The organism is Capnocytophaga sp. oral taxon 380 str. F0488, assembly GCF_000318255.2.
GTDB lineage: Bacteria > Bacteroidota > Bacteroidia > Flavobacteriales > Flavobacteriaceae > Capnocytophaga > Capnocytophaga ochracea.
The window spans coordinates 1-20,816 of the sequence record NZ_KB291241.1 but is presented as its reverse complement, the minus strand read 5'-3'; the positions used below and the strand labels follow the sequence as shown (position 1 = coordinate 20,816).

Genomic DNA, 20,816 nt, shown 5'->3' with positions numbered 1-20,816 from the left:
GATTGGTATAGAAAGGGTATATAAGTGGTTGATTCATACTATAATACAATAGTACTAAAAATGTTAAAAACGGAGTTTCGAGGCGAAAGAAAGAGGAAGAGGCAGCTAGGCCTTGGCATAGGCACTAGGGGGGAGTATGACGGAAAAGGGAAGAAATGACGGGGGACGAATGACGAATGACGGAGGGAATGTGATGAAAACTTCTCGCTGGCTATCTTTAAAGGGGGAGATGCGATGCAAAAGCGACAATTGAGACTTTGATGAATCTTAGGTGATTGTTATACAAGGGTTATAGGAGTGTTTAATAATCAGTGAATTATATTTTAAGGTTTTAGATTTTAATTATTTAGTTTGTCAATTCGAAAAATAGTTGTACCTTTGCGCCCTGAAAAAATTACGTAATAAAATTAGCATTGCAATGAAAAAAGAAATTCACCCAGAATCTTACCGTTTGGTGGCTTTCAAAGATATGTCGAACGACGATATCTTCATCACAAAGTCTACCGTAGAAACAAAAGAGACTATTGAAGTAGAAGGGGTTGAGTATCCATTAGTAAAATTAGAGATTTCTCGCACTTCGCACCCTTACTACACTGGTAAATCTAAACTTATCGACACAGCCGGACGTATTGATAAGTTTAAAAACAAATACGCTAAGTTCCAAAAATAACATAGCAACTTTTAAAAACCTCCTCACGGAGGTTTTTTTTCTTATGAAAATACTTTCGGTCTCTCTTCATAATATCGCTTCTATAGAAGGTCCCTTTACGCTTAATTTGGAAGCTGAACCCCTTAAATCGGTGGGGTTATTTGCTATTACAGGAGCGACAGGAGCAGGCAAATCTACCATTTTAGATGCTATTTGTCTTGCGCTTTACAACGATACCCCTCGCTTGGCAACTACAAAAAACTCGGTTGCTATTGCTGACGGATCGGCTGAGGTGCAGGTGAATAATGTGAAGAATCTTTTGCGCAAAGGGGCGATTTCGGGCTATGCCAAAGTGGTATTTCAGGCGGTAGATGGCAAGACTTATGAAGCGGAATGGCAGGTACGCAGAGCCTATAACAAACTTTCGGGGGCAATTCAGCCTGAAACTTTGCAACTTACTTGCCTGACGGATAACCAACTGATTGCCGAAAACCGTAAGACATTGGTACTCGAAAAGATAAAGGAATGCGTAGGCTTGACTTTTGACGAGTTTACCAAATCGGTGATTTTGGCACAAGGAGACTTTACGTCGTTCTTAAAAGCGAATGATGATAAGCGGTCGGATATCTTAGAAAAACTCACAGGTACGGAGATTTACACACGCATTTCTAAGCAAGTGTACGAACTCAACAAGCAACATAAAAACGAACTCCAACTCTTAGAAAAACAGCTCGAAAACATCGTTTTTTTAACGGAAGAAGAGCGCAGTGCTTTGACCGAGCAACTTACAGCCGATGAAGAGAGGTTGAAAACCTTACAAGCCTCGCTCGCTACTTTAAAAGAACAACAACAGTGGTTTGACAATCAGAAGTTGTACACTCAGCAATGGCAAGAGGCTATTGCCAATAAAGAAAAAGCCGAACAAGAGAAAACTTCACAAGCGGAACGTTTTGGAGAGCTTGCTATCATAGAGCAATTACAAGCCATAAAAGGGGATATCCTCACCGAGCAAAGGGAAAAAGAACTATTAGCAACCGCTCAGCAACATTTCAAGGAAGCTACTGCCGAAAAAGAACGGCTCACAGCTGATAAGGCTAAGGTATCCGAGCAAAAATTGCTAACCGAAAACGATTTGGCTACTGCCAAAAAGACTTATGAAACTGCCAAACCTGCTATTGCCAGAGCAAAGGAATTGGACGTACGACTTGCAGAACTAACGCAGATTTTTGAGCAAAAACAGCAGCAACAAGAGGCGAAAGAGAGTGCTTTGCAAGCTAAAAAAGAGTCGCTTGAAAAAGTAACTGAACATATACAGAAAGGGGAGAGGTACATTCAGCAAGAAGAGCAGTGGCTCAACACTCACCCTGATGAAGCGCAGTTGTACCGCAATGCGTTGTGGCTCAAACAGCTTGTGGAAGAACAGCAACAACTCAATGAAAAACTAACCGCCCATAGCCAAGCAGAAGCACGCCTTACACAACAACTCAATGAGCTGAAAGCACAATACCCTGTACAGGCACTCCCTTCAACTGATATAGAGACGCTTGCCAAACAGCAGAAGGCTTATCTCACCGCCTTGCAAGTGTATCAGGCGGATAGAGAGATTGCCAAACATATCAAGCAATACACTGACGCAAAGGTTCAGGGAGAAGTGCTCTTACAAGAGATGCAAAACGCCCAAAGCCAAATATTGGAAACATTGCAACGTTTAAAAGCTGAGAAGATAGCCACCCAAATAGCTTGCGACACAGCGGAACGCATTTACCAAAGGGCACAAATAGAAAATACCAAAGATGTAGCGTTTTTGAGAGAACATTTGGTGGAAGGAGAAGCCTGCCCCGTATGTGGTTCGGTACACCACCCCAATGCTCATAAGGCAGTAGCTGAACACCTGATAGATACAGTGCAACAAGAATTTCTAACGGCTAAAAAACAATTAGAAACGCTTACCAAAGAGGTTATCACCAAAGAAACAGAACTCAAAGAACTGCAAAAGCGTATAGAGAGTCAGACAGCAGAAAACGCAGAGCGTACGGATTTATGGCAACAAGAGAGCAAACGCTTGTCGCAATCAGTGTATTATACGACCTATCCTTCTGTGAAAATAGAAGAATATATCACTGATAAGATAGCAAAAACAGAACATCTTTTAGCGGAAAACGAGCGTCTTTTTGAAGTCCTCAACCAACTCAAATCGCTTACTGATGAGCTGAATACCCTTGCGAAAGACGCTGAAAATTACGAGCAACAACGGCAAAAATACAGTCAGCAATTACAGAGCTTGCAACTTTCGGACGCTTGGCTTACCCTTTGGAAAACCGATATTGTGCAATTTCAAAACCAAATTACCACTGCTAAAACCGACTGGGAAGCGCATTCGGCTTGTATCGAAAAATACAAAAAGCGCCTTGCTGAACTCACCCAAGAGCGCACTGAGCTCGCCTCCTCACAACAAGTACTCCGTCAAGAGCTCACCGAATTGACAGTGGCAATCGATAAAGAGCAAGCGCAATTACAAACGCTGAAAGAAGAACGTGCGGGATTGTTAGAAGGAAAATCGGTTCAAGTAATAGAAGAGACTTACCAACAGCAGTTAGAGCAATTAACAACTCTTTTAGAGCAAACGCAACAGCAATATAACGCTATTTTATTGGAGATGACGGCTAATGAAAAAACCTTAGAGACCTTAGCGACGCAACAACAGCAATCGCAAGCTCATATAGCCGAGGCAACTCACAAAATAAAAGAATGGCTTACAGCCTACAAGCCTGCTCAAATAGAGCATATAAGAAGGAAAATGCAAGAGTGGGCGAATCGTTCTCACGAATGGCTACAATCAGAGCGCCAAGCCCTTCAATCCTTAAATGACCGCATTGCACAATACAACACTATTGCGAATGAAAAACAGCAAGCGCTTGAAACACTAAAAGAAAAAAGACCACTCAACTTTACAGAAGAAGATATCGTTCAGCAGTTGGCAGAACAGACAGCAGAAGAAGATACCTTGCGCGATACGGTAGTCACTCAAAAGAGTCGGCTTTTAAATGATGAGCAACAGCGAGCAATAGCAGTTGAGTTGCATACAGCCAAAGAAGAAAAGGAAAAACTCGCTCATCGCTGGAGCTTGCTCAACGACCTGATAGGAAGTAGTACAGGTAATGCGTTTCGCAAATACGCGCAAGAGTACACTTTGGATATGCTCTTGCAATATGCTAATGTGCAGATGCGCTACCTCAATAGGCGCTACACCCTGCAACGCATTCCTAACTCTCTTAGTCTGCAAGTGATAGACAACGATATGGGAGCTGAGGTACGGTCGGTATACTCACTTTCAGGAGGAGAATCGTTTTTGGTATCCTTGGCTTTAGCTTTGGCACTTTCGTCTCTTTCATCTACCAAAATGAACGTAGAGACCCTCTTTATAGACGAAGGTTTTGGTTCTTTAGACTCTGAGACACTTTCAGTAGCCTTAGATGCCTTAGAGAGTTTGCAAAATCAAGGGAAGAAAGTGGGAGTTATCTCTCACGTGCAGGAGATGGTAGAGCGTATTGCTGTGAAAGTAGTGGTACAGAAGGAAGGTAATGGAAAGAGTAAAATAGTGGTTAGTAATTGATTATGAAGAGAATATATACTATAGGACATTCCACACATACATTGGAAGAATTTATAGAGATGTTACAATCGTTTGAGATACAACATTTAGTTGATATCAGAGGGTTACCAGGGTCTAATAAATATCCACAATTTAATAAAGAAAACTTAGAGATAGTATTACCCGAAATTGGGATAGCCTATACCCATCTCACGTTATTAGGTGGCAGACGTAAAGTACATAAAGACTCTAAGAATACTCGTTGGCATAACAAGTCTTTCCGAGCTTATGCTGATTATATGGAGACTTATGATTTTGAAAAAGGTATTGCTCAACTCATTGCTATAGCTGAAAAAGAAACTACTGCTTATATGTGTGCAGAGGCTGTTTGGTGGCGTTGTCATAGGTCGATGGTATCAGATTATTTGAAAGCCAAGGGTTGGCAAGTAAATCATATTATGGCAATAGGTAAGGAAGAACCTCATAGATACACCGCTCCTGCTCGTATTATAGGAGACAGAGTAGTGTATTACGATGATGGAGAGATTTTAAATCTCTAACACAATAAATCAGATATAGAAAAAGATTAGAGAAAATCTTTATTAAAAGAACTGTGAAAAAGTATGTAAACATTAAAATAATACGATGAAAGTAAAAGACATAACTAAAGTTCTTGAAACTCTTGCACCACTTGATTATGCTGAGAGTTTTGACAATGTAGGCTTATTGGTAGGTGACGCCAATGCCGAAGTAACAGGAGTTCTCATCACCTTAGATACATTAGAAGCTGTGGTAGAAGAAGCTATTGAAAAGAATTGTAATCTTATTGTTAGTTTCCACCCGATTATCTTCAGTGGGCTTAAATCGCTTACAGGAAAGACCTATGTGGAACGAGTAGTGATGAAAGCGATTCGACACCAAATAGCTATTTACAGTATGCATACGGCTTTAGACAATCAGCTGTTAGGAGTGAATGCTTCTATTGCTGACCGTTTAGGATTGCATAATCGCTCCATACTTATTCCACAGCCTAATATTATTAGAAAACTTATTACCTATGTTCCAAAAGCTAATGCTGAGAAGCTACGTAAAGCACTCTTCGAAGCAGGAGCGGGGAATATTGGCAACTATGCGGAATGTAGTTTCAATCTTGAAGGGAAAGGCACTTATAAGGGCAATGAATCTTCGCTCCCAACTATTGGTGAACCCAATGTATTTCACACAGAAGATGAAACACAAATAGGAGTTATTTTTCCCAAGCACTTACAATCCCAAATCCTAAAAGCACTTCGCCAAAATCACCCCTATGAAGAGGTGGCTTATGAGATATATATACTCGAAAACGAGCATCAACATATAGGAATGGGTATGATAGGGGAATTTGAAACTCCGATGAGTGAGGCAGATTTCCTTGTTTATTTAAAAGAGAAAATGGAGGTAAGCTGTATTAGGTATTCAGCATTCAGGGGAAAAGAAGTAAAAAAAGTAGCTGTATTGGGAGGAAGTGGTGCTTTTGCAATTGAAGATGCTAAGCGAGCAGGAGCAGATGTTTTTGTGAGTGCAGACTTTAAATACCACGATTTTTTCAGGGCAGAGGGGGAAATATTATTAGCAGATATAGGTCATTTTGAAAGTGAACAATACATAAAATTTATTTTATTTGAGTATCTTTCAAAAAAAATTCCTACTTTTGCCCTCTCAATATCAAATGTAGATACAAATCCTATCAAATATTATTCATAGATATGGCACAAAAAGTGGATATAACCGTAGAAGAAAAATTAAGAGCATTGTATGATTTACAACTTATCGATTCTAAGATTGATGAGTTACAAAACACTCGTGGTGAGCTTCCGTTAGAAGTTTCAGACCTTGAAGATGAGGTAGAGGGTTTAAAAAAACGTCACGTAAAGTTTAAAGAAGAGTTAGACGAATTGCAGGCAGGAATTGCTGAGAAGAAGGCAAAAATTGAAGAGGCAAAAGCCCTTATTAAAAAATATACTACCCAGCAAAAGAATGTACGTAACAATCGTGAATATACCTCTCTTTCTAAAGAGATAGAATTCCAAGAGTTAGAAGTACAGTTGGCAGAAAAACGCATTAAAGAAGGTAAAGCGCAAGTAGACCAAAAGAAAGAGGCTATCAAACAAGTAGATGAGCGCAAAGCCCAACGTGATGCGCACCTCAAGCACAAAAAAGCTGAACTTGATTCTGTTTTGGCAGAAACTGAGAAAGAGGAGGAATTTTTAAGAGAAAAAGCAGAAGAGTATGCGGCTAAAATTGAAGAGCGTTTGCTAAAAGCCTATCAACGCATTCGCAGTAGTGTGATGAACCGTTTAGCAATAGTGCCAATTCAGCGTGGAGCCTCTGGAGGTTCATTCTTTGCTATTCCGCCACAAGTACAAGTAGAAATTGCCTCTCGTAGAAAGATTATTACTGATGAACACAGTGGACGAATCTTGGTAGATGCAGCTTTAGCTGAAGAAGAAAGAGAAAAGATGGAAACTTTGTTTAAAAGTTTTAAAGCATAGAAGATAAGTAATGAGGAAACTAATTATATTAAGAAAAATGAGTCCAGCAATCACTGGACTCATTTTATTTTTAATAAGCTTTAGCAAAAAGCACTCGTTTTTTCGAAGGCTTACCCGAGTAGATGCAATACCCAGACTCTTCCTTGATATCCAAAGGTATACAACGTATAGTTGCTTTGGTTTCTTCTTTGATACGCTCTTCTGTTTCGGGAGTGCCATCCCAGTGAGCTGAAAGAAACCCGCCTTTAGTTTCGAGTAATTCCTTAAACTCATCATAGCTATTTACCTCAGTAATATGAGTGTTGCGGTACTGTAATGCCTTGTTGTAGATATTTGCTTGTATATCCTCTAATAATTGCTGGATATGTGCTACAATTTGGCCACCAGCTACTGTCTCTTTGGTAAGGGTATCGCGACGGGCTACTTCGAAGGTATTGTGCTCTATGTCGCGTTGCCCTACGGCTAAGCGCACGGGAACCCCTTTGAGTTCGTACTCGTGGAACTTAAAGCCAGGAGACTGTGTATCACGATCGTCGAATTTTACGCTGATATTGTGTTTTTTGAGTTCTTCAATTAAAGGCTGAATATGGGAGCGCACTTTTTCTAATTGTTCTGCTCCTTTGTAGATAGGCACAATCACCACTTGTATAGGAGCCAATTTAGGAGGAAGTACTAATCCGTTGTCATCGCTGTGGGTCATAATGAGTGCTCCCATTAAGCGGGTTGAGACCCCCCAAGAGCTCGCCCATACATATTCTTGTTTACCTTCTTTGCTCACATATTTCACGTCAAAGGCTTTGGCGAAGTTCTGTCCCAAGAAGTGTGATGTTCCTGCTTGCAGTGCTTTTCCGTCTTGCATAAGGGCTTCTATACAGTAGGTATCGTCAGCCCCTGCAAAGCGTTCGCTTTCACTTTTTACACCCTTTATTACAGGCACAGCCATAAAATTCTCTACGAAGTTGGCGTATACGTTCATCATCTTTTGAGCTTCTTCTATGGCTTCGGCTTTAGTGGCGTGAGCGGTGTGTCCTTCTTGCCACAAGAATTCGGCAGTGCGAAGAAATAGACGGGTGCGCATCTCCCAGCGCACAACATTCGCCCATTGGTTGATGAGTATAGGCAAATCACGGTAAGACTGTATCCAGTTTTTGTAGGTGTTCCAAATAATCGCCTCTGAGGTAGGACGTACTATCAGCTCTTCTTCGAGTTTTGCTTCGGGGTCTACCATTAGTTTTCCTTTTTCATTAGGGTCGGCTTTAAGACGATAGTGGGTTACTACGGCACATTCTTTAGCAAAACCCTCAGCATTCTTTTCCTCTGCTTCAAAATAACTTTTGGGTACAAATAAAGGAAAATAAGCATTGGTGTGACCAGTTTCTTTAAACATACGGTCGAGCTCTGATTGCATTTTTTCCCAAATAGCATAGCCGTAAGGTTTGATTACCATACAGCCACGCACGCCTGAACTTTCGGCTAAATCGGCTTTTACAACCAATTCGTTATACCATTTAGAATAGTCTTCACTACGTGATGTTAAATTCTTGCTCATATATTTTTTAAACTCTTTTTATAGGTTTTTTGGCTTTTCTCCTTACCACTTTAGTAGGATTTTCAGTGCCATTTTTAGGGTGTTTTTGTTTGTAGTAGTGTAGACAGCTTTCTATGTAAAAATCTCCTTGATTCCTGATAAGCCCTGCTACATTATCGTTAAACCATATCTCAGCCAAGTTAGCTTTTAGATATTTTGATATATCATTGCTGTTTCGTTTGAAATCTATGTTGATTTTACGCTCTTTTAAAAACTTTGAAAAGGCGTTGAGCATTTCTTTGGGCACTTTGTATCCCCCTATAAAATACGACTTTTGTGGCTTATGGTTCTGAGAAGGGTGACTATCTAAATATTCAAACAAAAAGAAGTTCGTAAGTCCTGAGTTTAGCACTTCATTTACCATATAGGTTTCCGGTTTCATATCTACTGGTACATATACATCAGGGTAGATACCACCACCACCATACACTACTTTTCCTTTAGGAGTTGTAAACTTTAAAGAATCGGGGACTGTAGCATTATCTATTTGAAAGCTTCTGCGCTGGTGACGCAAGTTGTAGGGCTTTTGTATAGAGCGTCCTGTTGGAGTGTAGTAGCGAGCGGTAGTAAGGCGTACTGCCGAACCGTCAGGTAGAGGCATTTCGCTTTGTACTAATCCCTTGCCGAAAGTTCTACGTCCTACTATCACACCTCTATCGTTATCCTGTAAAGCCCCTGCTACAATTTCACTAGCTGAGGCGCTATTTTCATTGACAAGTACAAATATAGGTTTATTTTCGAATAACCCACCAGCAGTAGAATAGGTTTCTTCTATTTCTTTGCGATTATTTTTGGTAAATACAATCATCTTATCCTTTGCTAAGAACTCATCGGCTATCTGAATTCCAACATTGAGAAAGCCACCAGAATTATTACGCAAATCTAGAATTAAACTGTTAATACCTTCTTTTTCCAAAGCTTTAAGTGCTGAGTCAAATTCATCATTAGTAGTTTCGGCAAACCTATTCATACGTATATAGCCTAAAGTATCATTTACTTTGTAAAAACAATCAATGCTTTTAATAGGAATAAACTTTCGCTCAATACCTATTTTAAAAAGACTATCTTTACTTTTTCGGTAAATAGTTAAATCTACTTTTGACCCCATTTCTCCTTTGAGAATATTTTTGATTTTATCAGTATTTAAGTGTTTTTTAAACAAGGTATCTTTCCCTGCTATTAAAATACGATCACCAAAGCGAATGCCTTTGTGCATAGCATCACTTCCCTCAATAGGTTTGATTACGGCAATGGTATCTTTGTACATATAAAAGCTAATACCCACACCTACGAACTTACCACTCATCGTTTCGGCTACCTCTTGGATATCACTTTTAGAGATATAAGTGGAGTGAGGATCTAATTTGCGCAAAATACTGTTTATTGTGAGGTCTACAATACTATCGGTATTTACTTTATCTACATAGTCCTCTTCTATATAATCGATAAGTCTGTTTAATTTCACTTTATAAGGATTCTCTTGCACCGTATCTATATCCGTAATAGGCATAGGTACAGGTGGAGGAGGCTTGGGAATGTAGAAATTCGCAAGTTGTCTTCCTAAAACAAGCCCTAATGCTAAACTTAAGCCTATAAATATGGGGAGTATGTAGTGTTTGTTTTTCATCAAATAATTTTATTTACCAAAGGCAGTAATCCCCTGTTTTATCCATTTGTAAAACTCATCGGGGTCATCGGTATCAAGGGTATATCCTATTGGGTCTACTAAGTTCTCTCCTTGGAGATTCATCAGCACGTAAAAGGGCTGTGTATTGGCTTTGTAATGGAGGGTTTGGAACTCACTCCATTTTTGTCCAATGGTTTTTATCATCTTGCCTTCTCTAATCTGTGAAGGTCTCACTTCGCTTTCGGGTAGCGGACGTTTATCGTCTACGTACAACGAAATTAATACCACCTCATTTCTAAGAGCATCGAGCACTTGGGGGTTAGGCCATACGTTTTGTTCCATTTTGCGGCAGTTTACACAAGACCAGCCAGTAAAGTCTAACAATACGGGTTTGTTCACTTGTTTGGCATAAGCTAATCCTTTTTCATAATCATCAAAAGTAACGATATTGTGAGGTTTGAACAAGTGCGCTCCTTCAGGAAGAGCACCTTCATCTACGCTCGCACTACCTCCGTCAGCGGTATAGCCTACACCGTAAGGCGATTCGCTATAATGTTGCGGAGGAGGAAAAGCATTGATAAGGTTGAGTGGTGCCCCCCATAACCCCGGAATCATATAAACCGTAAAACTAAGGGTTAATAAGCCTAATAGCAGGCGACCTACTGAAATACGGTCGGTGGCATCGTCGTGAGGCAAACGTATTTTTCCAAAAAGGTAGAGCGATAAGGCACCAAAAACTGCAATCCAAATAGCGATAAATACTTCGCGTTCTATCCAGTGGTATTGTAATACCAAATCAGCATTAGAAAGGAATTTGAATGCTAATGCCAATTCTAAAAATCCCAATACCACTTTCACGGTGTTCATCCAACCACCTGATTTAGGCAAGGAGTGCAACCAACCAGGGAAGGCTGCGAACAAGGCAAAAGGCAAGGCAATTGCCAATGAGAAGCCGAACATACCAATAATAGGAGCGATCCCCCCTTCGGAGGCAGCTTGTACTAACAAAGTACCTACAATAGGACCTGTACAAGAGAAAGATACTATTGCCAAAGCTAATGCCATAAAGAAAATCCCTATAAAACCACTGCGATCGGCTTGAGCATCTACTTTGGTACTCCACGAACTAGGCAAAGTAATTTCGAACGCTCCTAAAAATGAAATGGCAAATACTACCAATATTAAGAAAAAGATGAGGTTGAACCAGAAATTGCTTGCCAAAGCATTCAAAGCATCTGCACCAAAGATAGCAGTAATAGCTGAGCCCAACAACACGTAAATCACAATAATAGAAATACCATAGATTACAGCATTCTTCACTCCTTTAGCTTTAGTTTTGCTCTGTTTGGTAAAATAACTCACCGTCATAGGAATCATTGGGAATACACAAGGAGTGAGCAAGGCAGCAAAGCCAGAAAGAAAAGATATAAAGAATATTGTCCACAGACCTTGACGTGAGATAGGGATAGTAGTAGGAGCTTTTGTTGTTGTAGTTTGACTTACGATAGTTGTAGAAACTGTATTATTACTGTCGGTATTATTACCAAAAGTAAACTGAGGAGTTGCTACTTTGCTTGAAACAGGAATCCCCGAAAGGGAAAACTCTAAATCTACTGTGTCAGGAGGCAAACAGTTGCTATCGTCACAGCTCATAAACTCTACCGTTGCTTTTATAGAAGTTATAGGTTTTACTATTTTGATGCGTTGTTTGAATACAGCTTGATTGTGAAAATAAGCAATTTCCATATCAAAAACCTTGTCGTGCTTTTGTATAGGTTTACTTTCTTCGGTCTTACCCATAAGCTCGAAGTTTGTGCTTTTTTCAAAGGCAAAGGAGGTAGGAATAGGTCCTTTAGGCGGAATGTTTTGTGCATAGAGCTTCCACCCAGCCTCAATGGAAGCTGTTGCTACCAAATAATATTCGTTATCGCTGATTTTTTCAACCGCTGTTTTCCATTTTACAGGGTTGTGTATCTGAGCGTTTGCTATTGCAACAAGTACTACGAATATCAGTGTTATTATTTTCTTCATTCGTTATTGAGTTTATGAGTGATAAATTTTAGAGTGCAAAATTACAACAAAATAATGATATGTACAATTTTTAATGATTAGAGAAATCATTAATCATTAATAAGCCTTGCTATATAGAAACCATCATAACCCGATTGATGGGCAAAAATCACTTCCTCAGCTTCTAAGCGAAACTCTTTTCCTGCTTCTGAGGCTAAGAATTTTTCTATTTGTTGTTGGTTTTCACTAGGCAATATAGAACAAGTAGCATAGACAAGTTTGCCCCCTTTTTTTAGCAATTTACTGTACTGTTGTAAAATTTCCTGTTGAGTAGTGCGTATTTCGTCCAAGAATTTAGGTTGCAATTTCCATTTTGCATCTGGGTTACGGCGCAGTACGCCGAGTCCGCTACAAGGGGCATCAATGAGTACGCGGTCGAATGTGCCGTGCATACGTTTGAGCTGTTTGGGTTCTATGAGTTTAGTTTCTATGTTAAAAACCCCGTTACGTCGTGCCCTGCGTTTGAGCTCTTGCAATTTCTGTTCGTAGATATCCATCGCTATAATCTGACCTTTGTTTTGCATTAGGGTAGCGAGGTGTAAGGTCTTACCTCCTGCTCCAGCACAAGTGTCAATCACACGTTTCACCTTGTCGTCTATCTGCATAAAGGGTACTACTTTTTGAGAGGAAGCATCTTGTACCTCAAACAGCCCATCGGCAAAAGCTTGGGTTTTAAAGATATTGCTGCGTTCTACTAACTGCAAAGCATCTGGGTAGTCGCGCAAAGGGTAAGTTTCTACTCCTTCTTGTCGCAAAAACTGTTGCAAGTGTTCCAAAGAAGTTTTAAGGGTATTCACTCGCAATACTACAGGAGCTAAACTGTTAAGGGCGTGCAATTCATCTGTCCACAACGTTTCTCCTAATTCTTGTGCTCCCAAAGTATCTAACCAGTCGGGTACTGATTCACGTAGTTTTCTTACCTTAGAGAGTTCGTCGAACTTGCCTTTGATACGACGGGCAGGAGTATCTTCAAAGTAATTTCCCCAATCGGGCAAAGCTATACTTTTGAGAGTTGCCCACACGGCAAACATACGGCGTAGGTTGTGCACTGTAAAGGGTTCGTACACTTCGGCAATCTCGGCATAAAGCCGTTTCCAACGCACAATGTCGTAAATAGTTTCGGCAATAAAAGCTCTATCGCGGGCACCCCAACGCTTGTCTTTTTTCAGTTGTTTTTCTACTACCTTATCGGCGTATTGCCCTTCGTTGAAAATAAAGGTAAGTCCCTCTATTACGGCATCTACTAAGTTTCTGTGTAATTTCATTATACTAAAAATAAGACGGTAATACAAAAATTACCGTCTCTTTACTTTATCTTTTTGAAGGGCGAATTACAATTCGCCCCTACAATATGATGCAAAAGTAACTTTAATAATTATTTAATTAAAAGAGCTGTGCAGTAAAGGTAAACAAGAAGTTACCGTAAGTTGATTTTATTTGAGCATTATCGGTAAGTATTGTTTCGTACATTTGGTATAGGTTTGTTTGTTTAGCAATGTCATAAGACGCATCTAAACGAATACCTCCTAAAGTAACTCCTGCTCCAAACGAATAGCCAGTGAGGTCGCCTACTGTAGCCACCTCTTTGCGATATGGGCTTTGCTCGTAACGATAACCTCCACGAAGGCTTATATAGTTAGTACTTGCTGGTTCATTCTTAAACATTTTGAAAGGAATACGGAATTCACCTCCTACGCGTAAGGTAGAAGTATCACCCAAATCATTTTGGATAATATTGTTCTCACCTTCCATATTACTACTTCTAAACTTTAGATTGTTATAAGCTCTATAAGTATAATCTACACTTAGTATGGCTCTTTTCTTGATAATATAAGCTAAACTACCTGTCCACGCGCTCGGAGTACGGAATTTATATTCACGTTCATACCAAATTTCATCTCCATAACGATTGATAAGCTCAACGTCTGAATCAAAAGTTCTAGTAGCAACACCTACAGTACCATATAACACTTGTCTGTACTCTTCTTTCATTCTATACCACGTAGGCGATTGATAGCTCATACCTAAACGCAAGTCATCTGTTATTTTTATAATAGCTCCTAACTGCAAAGAAAAACCATCTCCTGTGGTATTGATATATTGCTTATGGTTAGCATATCGCAAAAAAGGATTAGTGCCTTGAAAATTATCATCTTTTGCACTATAAAGAGCTTTTTCATTGATGTTATGAACATTCAAGTTTAATCCTAAGCCTATAAAGTCTCCCAACTGTGAAGCAAAATTGAAGTTATATTTATTCACATAACCTGAACGATCTATTCTATAAGTTTGTAACCGTTCTCTATTATCTCCACTAGGATTATAAGCAATGTTAGTCGTAGAAGTAGCAGTAGGAGTGATAAGTTGAGCCATCATTCCTAAATAAGCCATTTGTGCAGCATACCCTTCTGTTTTTCCTAATTTAGCATAAAATTCGCCCACATCTCGTTGGTTACCTTCTGTCCCTGTTATACGATCAGGACCTCCTGAAAAAGTGCCATAACTAAACGGATTTCCGTTATTACCTTTTGTAGCATAGTACAAAAAATAATTATCTAATCCTTTGTTATTGTAAGCAGAATATGAAAACTTATCATTATCAAATGTTTTTGCTAATTGATAATTAAATCCAAAACTCACTTTCTTAAAAGTAGCAGAAGCATCTGGTAATAGAAACACAACTCCAAACTGATTCAGATTGAAGTCATTATTAGTCATTTTAGTATTTCTATTTAAAAAAGTAATCTCTCTTTTCTGATTATTGTTATTTAAAGAAAATGAGATTTCAGAACTGCTAAAGATAGAACTCGCCGCAGGATTGACATTGATAGCAGAAGGGTCGCCTCCCAAGGCTCCGAAAGCTCCACTCATCGCTTTAAAACGAGCTGTTCCTGTAAGCTCTTCTGTTGAGTAACGCAAGGCATCAGTATAATTCTGCGCTTGTACATTAGCTACAAAAAGAAAAGCTCCTAAAAGTAATATATGATTGATTTTTTTCATTTGTTAATATTTTTAATCACGATTAGAACTTCTGTATCCTCCTCCACTATTAGAGGAACTACCACTGTTGTAGTTTCCACCTGAATTACTATTGCTATAGTTAGAACTTCTGCCTGAATAGTTAGAATTGTTAGACTCATAAGCTCTTCTTAATTCATAGCCTGAAGGAGCTCTATTATAATCATTGTTACGCCCTTGATTTTGGTAATTAGGACGACTTGCGTCATTGCTATAATTATTACCTTGTGTTTGAGAACGATTGTAAGAGCCTCTATTGTAATCACTATAACGATTAGGGTCGCCTCTGCGTTCATCATCTCTTATGATAGCTCTTCCTCTGCTTCCGCCATAGTAATCTCTACCATATGAACGATTGGGCTCATAATAGTAATCTCTTGGGCGATAATAGTCGTAATAATAGCCATATCCATAGTATGGGTATCCGTAATATCCATAATAAGGATAGCCATAGTAACCGTAGTAAGGATAGTAACCTCCGTAGTAACCACCCCAATAAGGGTCGTAGTAATTACCCCAGCCCCAACCTAAGGAAAAGCTCCAGCCAGAGCGATAAGGGCGATAGTAAGGGTAGTCGTAATAGCTATAATAAGGATACCAAGCTCCGTAGCCCCAATAGTTATTCCAGCCGTAATAAGGATTTATCCAACCGTTATTATATACATTTACGTTCACGCGTGAAGGGTTACTGCCCCAACCTCCGTAAGAGGAGTTGCCTGTATAGGCATTGGAGCGATAGCTATTCACATCGGTGAAATGCGTAAAACTACTGTCAGTTTTTTGTTGATATTGTTGTGCTTTTTCACTGAAAAAATCCTTATATTTATTAGGGGTATAACGGTTTTCAGGAGGATAGTCATAACGTTCAGGATAGCTTTCTCTCTCCACATATCTTACCCTTTCGGGTACAGGGTCGTTATAGATACCATCGGCATAGTAATAACCTACGCACGAGGTAAGTGCTAATGAGGCTACCAGACCTAAGGTGAGGTATCTCATCGTTTTTCTGAGGTTAAAATTCTTTTTCATCGTCAATCGTTTTTAGTTAATAGTGTGTAATTAATGGTTTATGGTCAATGGTTAGTGCTTAATGAATGTAAATCAATTTCTGTGCCAAAATCTATTTACTTCTCACTCTTCACTTTTTACTTCTTTTAGTTGGGTACCCCAAAAGAGAACCTTTTCGCCAAAAGTTTCAGCAGACTGTTGTAGGAGTTTAGGAATAGTGTGCTCAATGAAATGCAATAACTGGGCGGGTGAAGTAGTTTCGTGATGAATGGCATAGTGTTTTTCAGGTACGTTTAATACTTTAAACACTCGTACTCTCTCTATGGTTTTATTAGTGTTTATAGTAGGTAAATAAACGTTTTGTAGCCATTCTTGCCACTGGGGGAATACCTCATTGCTTATCACCACTGTTAAATTATATACATACATTACCCATTTATTTTTTGCAAAGATAATAAATAATTCATAACTTTGCAACCAATTTATAAATAAATTAAAAACGTATGGCAAGTATTCGCAATTTAAAAAAGGACATTAACTACGTGTTGGGTGATATTATCGATGCAGTGTATTTCACAGGAAAGATGCAAACAGAAGGAGGTAAGGCTCTTGTAACCGAAATTCTCAACGATTTTGATACGCTTATCGATAAAGTAGCCGATAAAACAGTGGAAAACAGAGGCGCTCACCTCAAACAAGTGAGAAGAGACTTTGAACAAAAAGCAGGGGCTCTTATCGAGAAACTCAACGCATTACCGTAAGTTAGAAATATAGCTTAAACACTGAAAAAGTTTATTTGTAAGAGTATTGCAAAATACCCTTATGGGGTTGCTTGTGTCTGTTTTTGAGAAAGAGATACAGAAGATAAGTTTGGCAAAAAGTATGCAATAAGCCCCATCAAAGGCAAGAAAGAACATAGTTTATAAACGAAGTCAATATTGGTTATGTCTATCAATTTGCCTAATACTGCCGAAGCCAATCCGCCCATACCAAAAGCAAAACCGTAGAAAAAGCCTGAAATCATTCCTATTTTCTGGGGCAAAAGCTCTTGTGAATAGACTAAAATAGAGGCAAAAGCCGATGAAATGATAAACCCTATCAGCACGATGAGTACTGCCGTAGTGGTAGCATCGGCGTAAGGCAACCAAAGCGCAAAGGGGGCAGCCCCTAAGATTGAAAACCAAATAATAAATTTTCTTCCTACTTTATCACCTAAAAAACCTCCAATAAGTGAGCCCGCAGCTACCGCTCCTAAAAAGTAAAATAGGTATACCTGTGCCTCAGCATTACTAAATCCGAATTTTTTAATAGTATAAAACTGAAAGTAATTGTTGATAGCTGCTGTATAGAAGTTCTTGGAGAATACTAGCAACATCAGTATAATCATAGAGTTGCGTATTTGTGTACGAGTGAGATTGGGCAACACTACAGGTTTTTTAGCTTTCTTTTTGAGCAATTTAAGCAGAATGCTACGCCATTTGCCTATGAGGAGCAGTATGAGCATTGCAAAGATAGAGAACCCTGCAAACCATATTAAATTGCCTTGATGGCTTTCTTCTACAACTCGTCCGTCGATTACTTTTTTGCTGAACAATAGTAATATCACCAATAGAGGAGCTAAGGCTGTCCCAAAGTTACCACCCAACTGGAAGATAGCTTGTGCGAACGAGCGTCTGCCTCCTGAGGCTAAAAATGCTACTCTGGACGATTCGGGGTGGAATACCGATGAACCTACCCCTATGAATACTACCGAGCACAGTATAGCTGTATAGCTACTCGCCAACGATAAACTCACGATTCCCATAGTGGTAAATGCCATTCCCAATACTTGTGAGTAGGGCTTAGGGTGCTTATCGGTATAATTGCCTACTAAGGGTTGCAATATAGAGGCTGATAGTTGGTAACAGAGTGTAATCACCCCTACTTGCGCCATTGTGAGAGCATATTTGCTTTGCAGAGCAGGATAAATAGACGGAATGACCCCTTGAATGAGGTCATTGAGTCCGTGTGCTAAGGCGATAAGCAGTAAAATGCGATATTGTGGTTTGTTTTCTTGATACATTTTAAGCGTAGAACAACTGTGTGAGTACCGAGTTAGAAAGGATAATCACTATACTTGTCCATACAAACGAAACGGTACTTGCTTTCCCAACGTCCAGTGCACCTCCTTTCATATAATAGCCGTGATAGGACGGGATAGTAGCCAAGAAGAAGGCAAATACTACCGTTTTGGTGAAAGCGTATATCATACTGTAAGGTTTGAAGTCGTATTGTACTCCTTGCACAAATTCGGCAGAGGTGGTATAACCACTCATCACCGCTGAAGCCCAGCCTCCTAATACCCCTAAGTACATACCTAAGGCGATGAGAAAAGGCATTAACATTAGGGCTACTATTTTTGGGAATACTAAATAATTCACTGAGTTTACTCCCATAATATCAAGAGCATCAATCTGTTCGGTTACGCGCATAGTACCTATACTGGAAGTGATAAACGACCCTATTTTTCCTGCCAAGATGATAGCTGTAAAGGTGGGGGCAAACTCCAATACAATAGATTGGCGAGTGGCGAAACCTATGAGATATTTAGGAATAAAAGGGTTATCGATATTTAGGGCTGTTTGTACTGCTACTACCCCTCCCACAAAGAAAGAGATAAAAGTCACGATGCCTATTGACCCAAATATCAAATCGTCTATCTCACGCAAGATAAGGTCTTTCATTATCGACCAGCGGGTACGTTTGCGAAAGACATCATAAAGCATTATAAAATAGCCTCCTACGGCTGCAATGTGTTTCATACGTTGTTTAAAAAGCGTTTATTTAGTGTTTAAAATGTCGTATTCCTGTGAATACCATTCCCATTTGGTGTGCATCGCAATAATCGATGCTGGCTTGGTCTTTGATAGAACCCCCAGGTTGTATCACCGAACGGATACCTTCGTCGTGAGCGATTTCCACACAATCGGGGAAGGGGAAGAAGGCATCGCTTGCCATTACTGCATCGCTGAGGTCAAACTGAAATTCTTTAGCCTTTTCAATAGCTTGTTTAAGAGCATCTACGCGACTGGTTTGTCCTGTACCACTGGCGATGAGCTGTTTATTCTTTGCCAATACAATGGTATTCGATTTGGTATTCTTACATATTTTAGAAGCAAAGAAGAGGTCTTCGAGCACTTCAGCTGAGGGTTTTACAGCAGTTACGTATTGTACATCTTCTATGCTATCGGTTTTGAGGTCTTTTTCTTGTACCAAATAGCCGTTGAGACACGAGCGCACACTTGTTGTAGGCATTTTGGCTTTCTTCTGTACTAAAATAATACGATTTTTCTTCTGTTCGAGTATTTTTAGGGCTTCATCGCTGTAAGAAGGCGCAATGATTACCTCAAAGAACAGCGAGTGAATGGTTTCGGCAGTAGCTGAATCTATCTTAGTATTAGAGATGAGAATGCCACCAAAAGCTGATACGGGGTCGCCTGCGAGAGCATCTTTATATGCCTCGTGGATAGTTTTGCGAGTTGCTACCCCACAAGCATTGTTGTGTTTCAGTATAGCAAAAGTAGGGTCGTCACCTACAAATTCAGCCATTAAGTTTACGGCGGCATCTACGTCTAACAAATTGTTGTAAGAGAGCTCTTTGCCGTGTAGTTTATCGAAAAGAGCATCGAAATTACCGTAAAATTCTCCTTTTTGATGAGGATTTTCGCCGTAGCGTAATACTTGTCCGTCGCACTCGCTAATTGCTAAGGTAGGAATTTCTTCTGTTTGATTAAAATAGTTGAAGATAGCGGTATCGTAGTGTGAGGATACTCGGAAAGCCTTAGTAGCAAAGGAGTGGCGCTCTTCCAAAGTAGAGCTACCGTGTTGTTCGTTTAAGATGTACAAAAGGTCAGCATATTGGTTTACCGATGCCACACAAAGTACATCTTTATAGTTTTTGGCAGCTGCACGAATAAGCGAAATACCTCCTATATCTATCTTTTCAATAATCTCTTGCTCGCTAGCTCCGCTGGTTACTGTTTTTTCGAAAGGATATAAGTCTACAATCACTATATCGATTTGAGGGATAGCGTATTGCTTCATTTCTTCAGTATCTTGTGCATTATCCTGACGGTTGAGAATACCTCCGAAGATTTTAGGGTGGAGCGTTTTGACACGTCCGCCGAAAATGGGAGGATAATCGGTGATAGATTCGACGGGAACTACCTCTACGCCTAATTTCTTGATAAAATCTTCGGTACCTCCTGTGGAGTAAATAGTAATTCCTAAGGTTTTCATTCTGTGAATGATAGGCTCTAAACCTGTTTTGTCGAAAACAGATATTAAGGCAGATTTTGCTTGTTTTGCAGTGCTCATTTGGAAAAAAGGTTTCATTTTAGGCTACAAAAATACTACTTTTTATCAATACCAAGCAAACAAAAGATTAAAAAAATGCCAATAATACCGGAAATTTAGGAAATGAGAAAATGAGGAAATGAGATGCGAGGTTGAGTTAGAGGAATGAGGCTGTGCCTCAGAAATTAAACAAAATCAAGGCTATGCCTTGTAAACCAGCAGAGAGATTGTTAGTTTATTCAACTTTGCCCAAGTTTGAAACTTGGGCAAAGTTAGAGATGAAAAAGCGATGTGTTGGGACTGTTAGGAGAATTCGGAAGGAAACGAAGATTTTCAGAAGGAGACTAGGAGGTCTTTTGGTGAGAAAAGGGTGTAAGGAGGGGGGGGTTAGCTTATAG

At 39.6% G+C, this 20,816-nt stretch carries 16 protein-coding genes; 6 read left to right on the top strand and 10 right to left on the bottom strand.

The features are described 5' to 3' along the window. Nucleotides 1-418 precede the first annotated feature (418 nt). The 5 genes from HMPREF9078_RS10545 to HMPREF9078_RS10525 all read left to right on the top strand — a co-directional run bounded on the left by HMPREF9078_RS10545 (nucleotide 419) and on the right by HMPREF9078_RS10525 (nucleotide 6,772). Complete coding sequence (locus tag HMPREF9078_RS10545; RefSeq protein ID WP_002671135.1) at nucleotides 419-670, top strand: type B 50S ribosomal protein L31; 252 nt, start codon at nucleotides 419-421, stop codon at nucleotides 668-670. Between the two features lie 43 nt (nucleotides 671-713). After that, nucleotides 714-4,262 carry an AAA family ATPase gene (locus HMPREF9078_RS10540; RefSeq protein ID WP_009420657.1) on the top strand — a complete coding sequence of 1,183 codons (3,549 nt, stop codon included), beginning with the start codon at nucleotides 714-716 and terminating at the stop codon, nucleotides 4,260-4,262. 2 nt (nucleotides 4,263-4,264) lie between these two features. Next, nucleotides 4,265-4,801 carry a DUF488 family protein gene (locus HMPREF9078_RS10535; protein WP_009420656.1) on the top strand — a complete coding sequence of 179 codons (537 nt, stop codon included), beginning with the start codon at nucleotides 4,265-4,267 and terminating at the stop codon, nucleotides 4,799-4,801. Between the two features lie 85 nt (nucleotides 4,802-4,886). Then, nucleotides 4,887-5,984, top strand: coding sequence for a Nif3-like dinuclear metal center hexameric protein (locus HMPREF9078_RS10530; protein ID WP_009420655.1), 1,098 nt, complete (start codon nucleotides 4,887-4,889; stop codon nucleotides 5,982-5,984). A 2-nt stretch (nucleotides 5,985-5,986) separates the two neighbouring features. Continuing rightward, nucleotides 5,987-6,772, top strand: coding sequence for a zinc ribbon domain-containing protein (locus HMPREF9078_RS10525; RefSeq protein WP_002671132.1), 786 nt, complete (start codon nucleotides 5,987-5,989; stop codon nucleotides 6,770-6,772). A 70-nt stretch (nucleotides 6,773-6,842) separates the two neighbouring features. On the opposite strand, the gene proS is transcribed toward HMPREF9078_RS10525, so the two are convergent. The 7 genes from proS to HMPREF9078_RS10490 form a co-directional block, all read right to left on the bottom strand. Further along, on the bottom strand, nucleotides 6,843-8,321 hold the full coding sequence (gene proS / locus HMPREF9078_RS10520) for a proline--tRNA ligase (protein WP_009420654.1): 1,479 nt from the start codon (nucleotides 8,319-8,321) through the stop codon (nucleotides 6,843-6,845). A gap of 7 nt (nucleotides 8,322-8,328) precedes the next feature. Further along, nucleotides 8,329-9,987 (bottom strand): S41 family peptidase, encoded by a 1,659-nt coding sequence (locus HMPREF9078_RS10515; RefSeq protein WP_009420653.1) that lies wholly within the window; start codon nucleotides 9,985-9,987, stop codon nucleotides 8,329-8,331. 9 nt (nucleotides 9,988-9,996) lie between these two features. Further along, nucleotides 9,997-12,018: a thioredoxin family protein gene (locus HMPREF9078_RS10510; RefSeq protein ID WP_009420652.1), complete on the bottom strand. Its 2,022-nt coding sequence runs from the start codon at nucleotides 12,016-12,018 to the stop codon at nucleotides 9,997-9,999. A gap of 89 nt (nucleotides 12,019-12,107) precedes the next feature. Next, nucleotides 12,108-13,322 (bottom strand): RsmB/NOP family class I SAM-dependent RNA methyltransferase, encoded by a 1,215-nt coding sequence (locus HMPREF9078_RS10505; protein ID WP_009420651.1) that lies wholly within the window; start codon nucleotides 13,320-13,322, stop codon nucleotides 12,108-12,110. 118 nt (nucleotides 13,323-13,440) lie between these two features. Next, on the bottom strand, nucleotides 13,441-15,057 hold the full coding sequence (locus HMPREF9078_RS10500; protein ID WP_009420650.1) for an OmpP1/FadL family transporter: 1,617 nt from the start codon (nucleotides 15,055-15,057) through the stop codon (nucleotides 13,441-13,443). A 12-nt stretch (nucleotides 15,058-15,069) separates the two neighbouring features. Continuing rightward, nucleotides 15,070-16,104, bottom strand: coding sequence for a hypothetical protein (locus HMPREF9078_RS10495; RefSeq protein WP_034543569.1), 1,035 nt, complete (start codon nucleotides 16,102-16,104; stop codon nucleotides 15,070-15,072). Nucleotides 16,105-16,206: 102 nt separating this feature from the next. Beyond that, nucleotides 16,207-16,512, bottom strand: a complete 306-nt coding sequence (locus tag HMPREF9078_RS10490) for a DUF4286 family protein (RefSeq protein WP_051035618.1) — start codon at nucleotides 16,510-16,512, stop codon at nucleotides 16,207-16,209. A gap of 74 nt (nucleotides 16,513-16,586) precedes the next feature. On the opposite strand from HMPREF9078_RS10490, the gene HMPREF9078_RS10485 reads away from it, so the two are divergent. After that, nucleotides 16,587-16,844 carry a hypothetical protein gene (locus HMPREF9078_RS10485; RefSeq protein ID WP_009411745.1) on the top strand — a complete coding sequence of 86 codons (258 nt, stop codon included), beginning with the start codon at nucleotides 16,587-16,589 and terminating at the stop codon, nucleotides 16,842-16,844. 59 nt (nucleotides 16,845-16,903) lie between these two features. Here the strand turns inward: HMPREF9078_RS10485 and HMPREF9078_RS10480 are convergent, their stop codons facing one another. The 3 genes from HMPREF9078_RS10480 to purH are packed head-to-tail and all read right to left on the bottom strand — an operon-like array spanning nucleotide 16,904 to nucleotide 20,439. Next, a complete protein-coding gene (locus tag HMPREF9078_RS10480) occupies nucleotides 16,904-18,145 on the bottom strand; it encodes an MFS transporter (RefSeq protein ID WP_009420647.1) in 1,242 nt (413 codons plus the stop codon). Between the two features lies 1 nt (nucleotide 18,146). Beyond that, nucleotides 18,147-18,884 (bottom strand): ABC transporter permease, encoded by a 738-nt coding sequence (locus tag HMPREF9078_RS10475; RefSeq protein ID WP_002671101.1) that lies wholly within the window; start codon nucleotides 18,882-18,884, stop codon nucleotides 18,147-18,149. A 22-nt stretch (nucleotides 18,885-18,906) separates the two neighbouring features. Next, a complete protein-coding gene (gene purH, locus HMPREF9078_RS10470; protein ID WP_034543585.1) occupies nucleotides 18,907-20,439 on the bottom strand; it encodes a bifunctional phosphoribosylaminoimidazolecarboxamide formyltransferase/IMP cyclohydrolase in 1,533 nt (510 codons plus the stop codon). Nucleotides 20,440-20,816: the final 377 nt, after the last annotated feature.